This is a genomic window from Chryseobacterium sp. SIMBA_028 (genome assembly GCF_046535285.1).
Lineage (GTDB): Bacteria > Bacteroidota > Bacteroidia > Flavobacteriales > Weeksellaceae > Chryseobacterium.
The window spans coordinates 424,428-437,484 of record NZ_JAWRWZ010000001.1 but is presented as its reverse complement, the minus strand read 5'-3'; the positions used below and the strand labels follow the sequence as shown (position 1 = coordinate 437,484).

9 protein-coding genes and 1 pseudogene are annotated in these 13,057 nt (G+C 36.2%); 5 read left to right on the top strand and 5 right to left on the bottom strand.

Annotated features, from left to right (window positions below; translation table 11 throughout):
- Positions 1-27: 27 nt before the first annotated feature.
- The 4 genes from SCA31_RS02050 (at position 28) to SCA31_RS02035 (ending at position 6,328) form a co-directional block, all read left to right on the top strand.
- Positions 28-621 (top strand): TetR/AcrR family transcriptional regulator, encoded by a 594-nt coding sequence (locus tag SCA31_RS02050; protein ID WP_106917642.1) that lies wholly within the window; start codon positions 28-30, stop codon positions 619-621.
- 87 nt (positions 622-708) lie between these two features.
- The gene (locus SCA31_RS02045) at positions 709-2,061 is read left to right on the top strand and encodes a TolC family protein (RefSeq protein WP_410695153.1); all 1,353 of its coding nucleotides are present in this window, start codon (positions 709-711) and stop codon (positions 2,059-2,061) included.
- A gap of 9 nt (positions 2,062-2,070) precedes the next feature.
- Complete coding sequence (locus SCA31_RS02040) at positions 2,071-3,132, top strand: efflux RND transporter periplasmic adaptor subunit (protein WP_106917640.1); 1,062 nt, start codon at positions 2,071-2,073, stop codon at positions 3,130-3,132.
- Positions 3,133-3,139: 7 nt separating this feature from the next.
- Positions 3,140-6,328 carry an efflux RND transporter permease subunit gene (locus SCA31_RS02035; protein WP_410695152.1) on the top strand — a complete coding sequence of 1,063 codons (3,189 nt, stop codon included), beginning with the start codon at positions 3,140-3,142 and terminating at the stop codon, positions 6,326-6,328.
- Between the two features lie 118 nt (positions 6,329-6,446).
- Here SCA31_RS02035 and SCA31_RS02030 read toward each other — a convergent pair.
- From SCA31_RS02030 to SCA31_RS02010, 5 genes and pseudogenes are all read right to left on the bottom strand, one after another.
- Positions 6,447-7,178: pseudogene (locus tag SCA31_RS02030) on the bottom strand (SDR family oxidoreductase).
- A 68-nt stretch (positions 7,179-7,246) separates the two neighbouring features.
- Complete coding sequence (locus SCA31_RS02025) at positions 7,247-7,651, bottom strand: helix-turn-helix domain-containing protein (RefSeq protein ID WP_410695150.1); 405 nt, start codon at positions 7,649-7,651, stop codon at positions 7,247-7,249.
- 138 nt (positions 7,652-7,789) lie between these two features.
- Positions 7,790-8,686, bottom strand: coding sequence for a retropepsin-like aspartic protease (locus SCA31_RS02020; RefSeq protein WP_410695149.1), 897 nt, complete (start codon positions 8,684-8,686; stop codon positions 7,790-7,792).
- Between the two features lie 154 nt (positions 8,687-8,840).
- On the bottom strand, positions 8,841-9,605 hold the full coding sequence (locus SCA31_RS02015) for a hypothetical protein (RefSeq protein ID WP_410695148.1): 765 nt from the start codon (positions 9,603-9,605) through the stop codon (positions 8,841-8,843).
- Positions 9,606-9,754: 149 nt separating this feature from the next.
- Positions 9,755-10,504 (bottom strand): hypothetical protein, encoded by a 750-nt coding sequence (locus SCA31_RS02010; protein WP_410695147.1) that lies wholly within the window; start codon positions 10,502-10,504, stop codon positions 9,755-9,757.
- Between the two features lie 237 nt (positions 10,505-10,741).
- On the opposite strand from SCA31_RS02010, the gene SCA31_RS02005 reads away from it, so the two are divergent.
- Positions 10,742-13,045 carry a tetratricopeptide repeat protein gene (locus tag SCA31_RS02005; protein WP_410695145.1) on the top strand — a complete coding sequence of 768 codons (2,304 nt, stop codon included), beginning with the start codon at positions 10,742-10,744 and terminating at the stop codon, positions 13,043-13,045.
- Positions 13,046-13,057: the final 12 nt, after the last annotated feature.

Below are 13,057 nucleotides of genomic sequence, written 5' to 3'. Positions count from 1 at the left end.
AAATTTGCACAAATTTGTTTAACAAAAATGTCAAATCAAGCAAAAAAAGACCAAACACAGGAATTGATCAAGGAGACAGCGAAGAATTTATTCTTTGTGAAAGGAAAATTTGATGCTACTACGCAGGAAATAGCTGATGAAGCGGGAGTAAACAGAACCCTTATTAACTATTATTTTAGATCAAGAGACAAGCTGATTCAGATCATATTTGATGAAGCTCAAAAAGTAGAACAGGAAAAATCTAAGATTATCCAGAACTCAGATCTTCCATTCAAGGAAAAGATCAGTGAATTTATAGAGAGTAGCCTTTCTACCAGTCTTCAGTACCCCTATCTGGAAAGTTATATTGTTTCCCAGATCAATAAGGGAACCTGCCATCAAAGAGAAATAGAAGAAGATATCCTACAAAAAATGTACAGCGATATCGAGAAAGAAATGGAATTGGGAAATATTGAAACAATGGATCCGGTGCAGTTTATACTGAATATGGTTTCATTATTGGTTTTTCCAAGTGCAATTAGACCTCTTTTTATGGAGAATCTAATGATTAGTGATGAGGATTATGATAAGATTATTTCAGCACGAAAAGAAATCATTATCAATATGTTATTTAAAAACTAAAAAAATATAAAGTATTTCTAAAAATGATTCGTCATTTAGAAAGAAAATAATAACAAGTGTATAAAAAAATAAACGAAGTATAAAATTATGAACAGAAAACGTATAACTGCTAGAAAGCTAAAAATAGGGATAGCTGCAGCATTTATGATTTTCGGCTTTTCATCAGTGTCTGCTCAGCAGCAGGTTTCTCTGCAGGAGGCAATCAAACAGGCACTTCAAAATAAAGCAGAGGCTAAGAAAGCTGCTTTACAGATAAAGAAAGCCGAATATAAGATTGATGAGGCCAGAGCCGGTGCTCTTCCGCAGATCAGTGCAACAGCCGGACTTACATACAATCCAGTTATTCAAGAATCTTTGCTTGAATTTGGGGGAGAGAGAATCAGAGCTCAGTTGGGCCAGCCTTGGAGCTCCAGTGCTGTTGTTCAGCTTCAGCAGGCGTTGTTTGACCAGAGAGTTTTCACAGGTCTTAAGGCAGCAAAATCTACAAGAGAGTTTTACGTACTGAATGCTGAATTGACCAATGAACAGATCATTGAAAATGTAGCAACAGCTTATTATCAGGTGTTTGTACAGGAAGAAAACCTTAAAACGGTAAAAGCTAGTTATGCCAATACTGAGAAAGTAAGAAATGTTATTAAAAGCTTGGTAGATAATGGGCTTGCAAAAAGCATAGACTTAGATCGTACCAATGTACAGCTTACTAATATTGGTTCAAACAAACAACAGCTAATCAACTCTGTTGAGCTTTCAAAAAATGCTCTGAAATTTTATATGGGAGTTCCTATCAGTACAGATATTGAGCTTGAAGAAAAAACTATTGAGCCAAAACCTGAATTGATAGCAAGTAACGTTAACCTTGATAATCGTACAGAAATCAGAGTTTTAAATAAAAATAGAGAGCTTCTTCAGTTTAACAAAAAAGCTACAGAAGCATATCTTTACCCTACTGTTAACCTTACAGCAAACTATGGTTGGGCTGGAATGGGAAAGAAATTTCCTTTAACCAATGGTCTTAATAATGGAGTGCTTTGGAGTGATTATTCAGCAATCGGTCTGAATGTTAATATTCCTATTTTCACAGGTGGGGCTACAAAAGCTAAAATTCAGCAGGCAGAAATTGATCTTCAGGATTTGGATCAGGATATCCAAAAAACGCAGCTGAGTTTGGATCTGGATTATAAAAATTCCATAACCAATATGGAAAATGCAATCATCAATATCCAGAGTATGAAAGATAACGTAGATCTTGCAGAAAGAGTACAGAAAAATACCCAATCCAATTATCAGTATGGTTTAGCAACACTTACAGAAGTACTGGATTCTGAAAATGCTTTAACACAGGCAAAACAGAATTATTCTAATGCGTTGTTAGATTACAAGCAAGCGGAGATCAAGCTAATAAAAGCTAAGGGTGAACTAAACACACTACAAAACTTATAATAAACTAAAATGAAAAAAACTTTAATATATATCATCGTAGCAGCTGTACTTGTAGGGTTGGCCGCATATAAGATTGCCGGTAACAAAGAAAAGCAGACTCAGGAAGTAAAGGAGGTTGCCAAGCAGGTAGATAAAATCAATGTAAACATTGTAACGGTTGCAAGAGAAAATATAGATACAGACTATTCTGCAAACGGAACATTTCTTCCTAAGCAGGAGATGAATCAATCTTCTGAAATTTCAGGACGTATTGTAAGCGTTTTGGTGAAAGAAGGATCAAGAGTAGGGGCAGGCCAGGTTTTAGCAACAATAAAAAGAGATGCTATCGAAGTTGACGTTACACAGGCTCAAAACAATCTACAGAATGCTATTATCGATAACCAACGTTACGAAAGTGCATATAAGACAGGTGGAGTTACAAAACAACAGCTTGATAACTCAAGGTTACAGCTGAAAAATATGCAGGCAGCTGTGAAAGCACAGGGAGTACGAGTAAATGATACCAGTATTCGTGCAGGTATCAGTGGTACAATCAATAAAAAAATGGTTGAGCCGGGTACCGTTGTTTCTGTAGGAACTTCTATGTTTGAAATCGTTAATATCAACAGCCTGAAGCTTTCTGTATTGGTAGACGAAAGCCAGATCGGAAAAATTCAGTTAGGTCAGGAGGTTCCAATCAAGGTTAACGTTTTACCTGAGGATTCTTTTGTAGGTAGAATTACATTTATCGCTCCAAAAAGTGATGCTTCTTTGAATTTCCCTGTTGAAATTGAAGTTCAGAACAGAGGAAACCTAAAAGCAGGGATGTATGCAACAGCTAAGTTTAGTACAAACAACGGTGCAGAAACTCAGAATATGCTGACAGTTCCTGCTGAAGCGTTTGTAAACGGAGTAAGTTCAGGACAATTATTTGTTGTTCAGAATGGTGTTGCTAAATTAATTAAAGTAACCATTGGAAAAGTTTACGGAGATAAAGTACAGGTGCTAAGCGGATTGAACGGAGGTGAGCAAGTGGTAACCAGCGGACAGATCAACCTGGACAACGGATCTAAAGTAAACATTATAAAGTAAACGATATATGAAGTTAGCAGAAATATCGATTAAAAGACCCTCGTTGGTAATTGTATTATTTACAATTCTGACGCTGGGAGGTATCCTGAGTTATACGCTCATGGGATACGAATTGATTCCGAAGTTTGAAACCAACATGGTAACTATTTCCACGGTATATCCGGGAGCTTCACCGGCCGAGGTGGAGACCTCCGTCACCCGAAAGATTGAGGATGCCGTAGGTTCTTTGGAAAACGTGAAAAAAGTAGAATCTTCTTCATACGAAAGTTTATCCGTTATCATGGTTCAGCTGAACGATGGAGCAGATGTTGACTATGCTTTGAATGATGCTCAGAGAAAGGTAAATGCTATTTTGGCAGACCTTCCGGATGATGTAAAAGCACCGTCACTGAATAAATTCTCCTTAGATGATCTACCTATTATCACCATGAGTATTTCATCTGATAAACTAAATAGTAAGGACCTTTATGACTTATTAGATAAAAAGATAGAACCTATTTTCTCTCGTGTAAACGGTGTGGCTCAGGTTGATCTTGTAGGTGGACAGGAAAGAGAAATTCAGGTGAACCTTGATGAGAAAAAATTACAGGGGTACGGACTTTCTATAGCAGATGTACAACAATCAATTCTTTCCTCAAACCTTGACTTCCCTACAGGTAGTTTGAAAACGAGAACTTCAAAATCTACGATTAGATTATCAGGGAAATATAAGTCGATTGAGGAAATGAACAACCTTGTTGTTTCCAATAAAAATGGTGCACAGGTTCGTTTATCTGATATTGCAACAGTTTTTGACTCTCAGAAAGATGCTGAAAAAGTAGCGAGATTCAATCAGTCTTCTACAATTTTGATGCAGGTGAAAAAACAGTCTGACGCAAATGCGGTGGCTGTATCTGAAAGTGTTCAGAAAACCATTAAAACAGTAGAAGAAGCGTATAAAGTTCAGGGAGTAAAAGTAAAAATTGTAAACGATACAACAGAATTTACCCTAGAATCTGCAAACCACGTTATTTTCGACTTATTCTTAGCGATTATTCTTGTGGCAATTGTAATGTTATTGTTCCTTCACAGTATCAGAAATGCATTTATCGTAATGGTTTCTATCCCGGCTTCATTGGTAGCAGCATTCATTGGGATGAACCTAATGGGGTATACCTTGAACTTGATGAGTTTACTAGGACTTTCGCTTGTGGTAGGTATCCTTGTGGATGATGCAATTGTTGTACTTGAGAACATTTACCGTCACATGGAGATGGGCAAAAGCAAGATCAGAGCAGCCTATGACGGAGCTTCAGAAATCGGATTTACCGTTGCTGCCATTACATTGGTAATTGTGGTGGTATTCTTACCGATTGCAATGAGTTCAGGTCTTGTGGCAAACATTTTGGCTCAGTTCTGCGTCACGGTGGTTATTGCGACCTTATTATCATTGTTGGCTTCATTTACCATCATTCCTTGGTTGTCATCAAGATTTGGTAAACTAGAGCATTTAACAGGTAAAAACTGGTTCGAGAAATTCATTCTTTGGTTTGAAGGATTAATTGACAGCTTCACGCACTGGATCACAGGAATTCTTGAATGGTGTCTGAAAACAACATTGAGAAGAATTTCTACCGTGATTATTACATTTATTGTCTTGATCAGTTCATTCATGCTGGTAGCATTTGGTTTCATTGGAGGAGAATTCTTCCCACCAATTGACCGTGGTCAGTTCTTGGTACAGATGGAGCTTTCAAAAGATGCAACCGTTGAGAAAACAAACCAATTAACATTAGATGTTGAGAAGTTTTTAAGAAACGATAAAGATGTTGTAGACCTTATTACAACAGTAGGGCAGCAGTCTACAGGTTTTGGGGGTGCTCAGGCAACAACGTATCAGTCTGAGGTTCAGGTAAACTTAACAGATAAATCTGAACGTTCTGAAAGCACCAATATCAAAGCCGCAAAAATAAAAAGAGAGCTAGAGGAGAAGTTTACAGGAGTTGAGTTCAAAACTGCTCCAATCGGGATTATGGGGGCTGAAAATGCTCCAATCGAAATGGTAGTAACAGCTCCGGATAATGCAATAGCTGTAAAAGAAGCAACAAGAATCTTAGAATTATTGAAAAAAGTTCCTGGAGCAGTAGATGCAGAATTATCTACAGATTCAGGTAACCCTGAAGTACAGGTATCTATTGACAGAGATAAAATGGCTTCTTTAGGCCTGAACCTTTCAAGTGTAGGACAGACGATGCAGACTGCATTCAACGGAAATACAGACGGAAAATTCAGAGCCGGAGAATATGAATACGATATTAATATCCGTTTTGGAGATGTGAACAGACAATCCATTGATGATGTTAAAAACCTAATGTTTACAAACCCTCAGGGACAACAAATTCGTTTGAGCCAGTTTGCAGATGTAAAGATGGGTTCAGGACCAAGTTTGCTTGAGCGTAGAGATAAATCTCCATCAGTAAAAGTAAGAGCAAAAGCAGTAGGTAGACCAGTGGGTGACGTTGCCAATGAATGGGCAAATCAGTTCATGGATAGCAAGAAAAAACCTATTGGTGTAGATTACATCTGGAGTGGTGATATGGAGAACCAGCAGGAAGGTTTCGGTACTTTAGGGATTGCGCTATTAGCGGCTATCGTATTGGTATACCTGGTAATGGTTTCACTATATGATAGTTTTGTATATCCTTTCGTGGTATTGTTCTCTATTCCATTGGCGATGATCGGGGTAATGGTTATCCTAGCCTTGACAGCCAATTCATTGAATATTTTCACCATGTTGGGTATGATCATGTTGATTGGTCTTGTAGCGAAGAACGCAATTCTAATCGTTGACTTTACAAATGCTAGAAAAGCAGCCGGTGCCAGTACACATGATGCTTTGGTACAAGCCAACCATGCACGTCTTCGTCCGATCCTGATGACAACCATTGCGATGATCTTCGGGATGTTACCGATTGCATTGGCAAGTGGAGCAGGAGCAGAAATGAACAAAGGTCTTGCATGGGTAGTTATTGGTGGTTTAACATCATCTCTATTCCTTACCTTGATCATTGTACCGGTAGTATACTCCCTATTTGACTCCGTTCTAAGACGAATGGGTAAGGATACTAAAGTAGACTACGAAGCGGAAATGAAAGCAGAATACGTACACAGAGAACTAAATGAAGACGGATTTACTCCTAAGCATTTAGATAAATAAATTAAACCTTTAATTAACCGAAAGCGCCTCAGAATTTCTGAGGCGCTTTTTTGTTTCAACATCATCACTCTTTTTTATTATAATGAAAGCATTCTACTTTATAATTTTTTTGAGAGGGTTACCAGGCTACTTCAAATCCATCACTGAAAAATTTTCCAGAAGGTCCATTTTCATCAATTGTAGCAAATTGTATGATAGCTTTAGTTCCTTGCTCAGGAGTTTGATATCCGGTAAATCCATTAAGATCAGTAGCGGTGAATCCGGGGTTGACACTATTGATTTTAAAATTTGTGTCTTTAAGCTCATAAGCAAGCATTACTGTAAAAGTGTTGACTGCTGTTTTTGAGCTGGAGTAGGCGATAGGTTTAACCTCATAAAATTCATAATTGGGATCGCTATGATTAGTTAAGGAACCAAGATCACTGGAAACATTTACTATTCTAGGATGTTCGGATTTTTTCATTACATCCAAAAAGTGTTGGGTTACCTGGATTACTCCAAAAAAATTGGTCTCGTAAACGGTTCTGATATTATCTAAAGAAATTTAAGATGCATTTTGAGGCATTTCTCCTATTATTCCTGCATTGTTGATCAGAACATCCAGTTTGGAAATTTTAGATTCCAGTTCAGTTTTGGCTTTTTGCACAGAGAGTAGATTGGTGACATCAATTTGTAAAATATCAACATCCGTATAACCCAAATCCTTTAAGGTTTCAAGAGCTTTTAAACCCCTGTTAAGATCTCTGCTTCCAATGAAGACGAAATACCCAAGTTGTAAAAGTTGTTTTGCTGTTTCAAAACCGATTCCTTTATTTGCTCCTGTAATCAGAGCTGTCTTTTTGCTTGTCATAATTTTACCATTAAATAATAGTGTAAAATTAAAAAGCGTATGACAGACAAAATAGTAACCTTTTCTGTTTAAATGGTAACCTTTTCTGTTTTTAGATCAGGACGGTTGTCATTTCTGTATTTTTTTGGTGTTTTGCCAGTAAATCGTTTGAAGAACTTCGTAAAATTAGAAGGATCGTAGTCTAATATTCTTGCGATCTCATTAATAGGCTTGTTGGTATTAATGATCATATCTTTAGAAATAACAATCAGTTTCTCTTCATACACGGCACATGGTGATTTTCCTATAACTTCTTTGACAGTATCACTTAAGTGATTCGGATTGATAAATAAAAGCTCTGCAAATTGATTAACTTCATACGCTGTTTCAACTTGCCCTGACTGAAGATCAGCCAAGTGTTGGTCTAATTCAGCCAGAAATTGGTTTACTATTTCTACCTGTCTGAAAGAAATATTTTTATCCTGTTTTTTCATTCTTGTTCATTTACAGATCTAGCAGCAGCAAACTCCTCATAATATTTCTGAAGAATGAGGAATATCCGAGCTTTTTATATTACTATCAAATTCAAAACCAACTCCGTGTTTTTTATGATCAATAATAACTTAAAATAATTAGTTAAACTCCGAATACAGATTTTGATTCAGCTTAAAATAAATATACTGGTTCTTAAAATCAATAATGGTATTGAATCTTTTTAAAAATCCATTTCCAAAAAATCCAGCCATTTTTTCTGAGGCATCAATTCCTTCCGTAGAGCTGGAAAGCGTGATAGGGACATTATAAAGATGCTTCTGTGCAAATTGAATGGATGGACAAAGTACAACAGGCATTTCATAAACAGAACCATCAGAACCCTGTGCTGTAGCCTTTCCCATAGTTCTCATAGTACTACTAAAGGCATTTTTTTTAGCATAGGGAGAGGCTATAGTTAAAGCATCATCTGCTCCCGAATCAAGACCAAAAAATCCCGAGTATTGCTTATCGTTTACCGTGATAATACTCTCTACGGCAGGGTAGTTGTCAATCATATGAAGCTTCATTTTTTCATATCCTGAATAATCAATGGAGGTGTCATTTTCATCATAAAAGCGGATTACATTTTTGTGATAATCAATCTCTATGACATTCCCTTTCATCATATCTGTACCGAAAACACCATCAAAATTCACTGTACCATAAGGAATTAGGGTAAAAGTAATATTGTCTTTCCGTATACCTCCGAACTGTACCATATTGTGGCTGCTATAACTAACTGTATTTACCCCATTGGAACCTCTGTTTTCAGACTTGCCATCAATTTTCAAAGCTACTTTTTTCTTTGAATTGATATTGATGACAGAACCATCTGCTCCCGTGTCAAATAAGAATTTAATACTGTCCGTTTTGTTTACTTTACATTGTAGATAAACAGAATTGTTCTCCAGAGAAAAAGGAATGATGACGGGTCCCTTTTGTGCCGAAACGGTCAGACTGATAAACGCCGTTAAAAAAAGGTAAATAAAATCCATGTGAGTATTGTTTTTAAGCGAAAATAGGCCTAATTATAATTGAGGCAAAGAAATAGAATGTTATTAACCTTCCCTTAACCTAGCTGCTATTAAATAAAAAAAGCAGTACCCAAAATGAGTACTGCCATTATAAAATTTAAATTTTTAATTTTCTTTACGGCTCATCACAATTCCTTTTCAGCTTTGTAAAGATTTTGTCAAAGCTTTTATAAACCGTTCCCTCATCATCACGTTTCTGCCTGAAGCTGCTGTTGGCACAGTTATGAAAACTAAGGCCAATCAGATCTATAAGAGCATAATCTTCCTTTTGAGGATCTTCCATTTTAGCATTGAACCTCTTCATTACCCCTTGCGGATCAGCATTATTTTTACTTTTAAGCTCAGTATACATCTTCCATGAGGCAAACATTTTCTCTCTGTCAGGAGAAGATATAGCATCAATAGGTTCCTTGCAGGTGGCGTAGAACTTGCTGTCCTTAAGAGTGGTAGGATCAGAAAAAGCCAGAATTTCTTCCTTGTTCAGTTCATATTCGTTTTCAAAGGTTTTTATTGCCTCTTCATACAAATTTTGCCATACAGGCAGATTGATTACCTTAAGGTTGTAAAGCTCCTTTTTCTTTTCCTGATATTGTTTTTCCAGATTTTCTAAATGAATATCTTTATTTTTACGAACATCTTCAAGGCTCGAAAGCTTAAAGATAGGATTGGTATCAAAATGAACCCCGTTAAATTTATATAGAAGTTTGTTAACCCCGTCTATTTCTTCCTTTTCATATTTGGTGGCATCAAAATATCCCTTGTTATCACAATTGAATGTCTGATAGCTGTATAGTGTCAGATTGTTTGTTTTTGTGGGGCCTTTTTGTCCCCAAATAGGAGCAGATAAGGCTATGGAAAGCCCAATCATCATATTTTTCATGCGCATAGTTGTAGAAAGAATCCGAATTTTCTAAAATTTCAGTGCAAAATTAAGGCTTTAAATTTGAAAATTAAAGAATTAGATCAATTTTATCTATCGATTTTTGTAATTTAATGTGAATTTTAATTTTTTGCTTTAAACAAGCGGGTTTATGGCTCGTCGCAATCCCTTTTCAGTTGTACAAAAACCTTTTCAAAAGCCTTAAATAAAGTACCCTCCTCATCTACCTTAGTTCTGAAACTGTGATTAGCACAATTACTGAAAGCATTAATGAGGTCTATGACTGCAAAATCATCTTTTCGTTGATCGTTCCATTTAACATTAAAGGCGTCCTTTGTACCGGAATAAGTTTCTTCATTATTTTTTTGCTCAAACAAACTTTTCCATACCGAATACATTTTTTGCTTATCATTGGTGGTGATGGCATCAATATATTTTTTACAGGTATTATAAAATTTACTGTTTTTAAGAGACTGAGGATCAGAATAGGCCATAAGAAGCTCTTTTCTGAGTTGATATTCGTTTTCCAAAAGCTTCATAGCCTCTTCTTGCTGTTTTTTCCAAATAGGAAGATCCATTGTTTTAAGGTCCAAAAGCTCTTTTTTTCTCTTCAGATAGTCTTTTTCAGCTTGTTGTAAAAGGTGGTTGCTGTTATTGCGAATATCATCAAATTTTGAAGTGCTAAAAACAATAAGAGAAGAAAACGGAGACCAGTCTAAAGGATATAAAAGTTTGTAAGTACCATCTATTTCCTCCTTTTTATATTTTGAAGGATCAAAATATCCCTTGTTGTCACAACCAAAAGTTTGATAACTGTAAAGTACCAGTTTATTACTCTGAGCAGGCTTTTTTTGTCCCCAAGCAGCAACAGATAGAACCAGTAAAAAACCTATCATCATTTTTTTCATATGCATAGTGCCCGAGTTTTCTGAATTTTGGGTTTAAAAATACTCATTTAAACCCAAAATCTAAAGAATTAAACCTGTTTTTATTGAATGCCTTTCCTTATTTTATAAGCTTTGGCATTTGTTTTTCACTTTGTTTTTTATATTTTGCATAGAATATAAAGAACGTGCAGAATTTATCTGGGCGTGCAGCAAATGAAATGATAAAATTATTAGAACAAAATATTAATAATGTATAATAAATTAGAGCAACTGTTTTATCAGGGAGACCTGGAACAGTGTATTGCAGAGGGAGAACAATATTTATTGTCTAATCCTGAGGATGAAGAAGTATTATTCTTAATGGCAGTAGCCTATCATGACAGGGTTTACTATGAGGGGCATGAAGAAGCCTACAATGCTATTCATGACAAGGTAATTCCTTATCTACGCAGGATCCTAAATGTGAATCCCAACAACATAAGAGCACTTTATAATATCCTGAATTATCCTTTAAGCAACGAATATACACTCATGCAGATAGGCAGAGTGAAAAAACATATTACAGAGGAAAATAAAGCAGAATTTATAGCCTATGCAGAGCGTTTACTGGACGATTCTGAAAATGAAGTGTATGGCTACGATTTTTTAGTCAAAATATATGAATCTCTAGGTGAGAATAAACCTCTTTTAAACAGTCTTGAAGCAGGGATGTACTATTTCCAGAGAGAATTTGCGGACAATCGTGAGCTTAGAGATAAGAACAGGTCACTGTTTTGGATCAAAAAGATCTATCTGCTAGACCGTGAAAAGATGATCTCAGGGGAAGAACTTACCGCTCTTATTGATCGGGAACATTCCACATTTGTAAGCAGAGAGGATTCTGACTTTATAAACCTTGCAGATATTGCCTATGAAAATAATGCACCGGATCTTTCATTGAAGATGATGCTAAAGGCTATTCAGGGGAGTAACAGTGCCATGTTTATACAGGAAAAGCTGGTAGAATGGCATCAGCATTTTGCAGAATTGATTCAAAACGGATTCAATAATCCTGATGTTTTCTATTACCAGCTGATCATTGAACGGAATTACGCTGATATGCTGAAAATTGCAGATGATTTTTACAAACAACACGCCCTTGAGGTTATCAATAGCTATCCGCAGATTTTCTCCGGCTATCATTTTGCAGGAACTTATTTCTATGATGCAGAACAATATTCTGAAGCAATTCCTTTACTGGAAAAAGCTTTGGAACGAACTTCCAATGCAGCAGCATGGAGACGTAAGGTAGAATCAGAATATCATTTACATAGAACTATCCCCTCTGAAATTCCGGCTTTCACAGATTTACCTACTGATATTTATAACGAAGGAGTTTATCTCAATGAATTTATAGAGGAAATAGAGAGTGAGGAAGACCAGATCAAATGGATTGAAGTGCATACTTTGGTTTATCAACAGGCTTATGAAGCATTTCAAAGGTATTACGAGGCAGAACAGTTTGAAAGCAATTATTACAACGATATGTACACCAGAGCGATGTGTTGTAATAATCTGGCCATTAAGCATTCTTTACTGGGTGATCATCTTTCTGCAATACAAGTAGCTTCTGAAGGGTTGAAATATTCAGAATTCAGGGAGCTTCATCTTGTGTTGATTGATGCATTGCTATTTGAAGAAAATCATGAGAAAGCAGAAGAAGCACTGAATAATTACTTCGGGTTGTATGATGATGAGGATGAAGATTATCTCTATAAAAATCTGTACTACAGAGCACGCCAGATAGAAGTACTAGGGTTGCAGGGATCTCCTGAAGTGTATTCTGATGCCGAAGAAGCCCTTAATTATTTTTACCAGTACACAATGGATAATCCTGAGATTAGTGATTATGACTACAGAGATTTGGAAGCAGGCAAAAATGTTTTGGAAGGAATCCTTTATCAACGCCTGGAAAGTGAAGATCATGATACCAGATTAACTTATTATAATGATCTGGCGGAACGTTTTCCTCAGGAACCCAATCCACGGTATGCATTGATGCAGATCTATAATGAAGAAGAAAACTACAAAGAGACAGCAAAAGCAGCCCAAAAATATCTGGAGAATAAAAAAGACTTCCTTTTAGACGATTTTGATAAGGCCAAAACAATTTATATGATTACTAAAAGTAATTTTCTTCAGGGCAATTATACAGAAGCAGCCTCAATATTCAGTCAATACGATTCTGAAAATGATGATGCCATGGATTCAGAGGACTATGTGCTTTGGCTAAGCTACGGAATCCGAATCTATGAAAAACTGAATAATAAAGACCAGACTTTAATGCTTGCAGAAAGATTTACTAAAATCTATAATGATGAAGAATGGGGATATGATGATCTTATGGAAAGCGTAGAATTGGCAAAAGCTCTTATACTGTACCAAGCAGGAAATCTTAAGGATGCTCACACTCTATTGGACCATGTACGATCATTTTCAGAGTATGATTCTGTTGCAGATGAATATAAGGCTGCATGGAAAAAACCGGGACTGTTTTCTAAGTTTGGATTTTAACTATTTGAAATA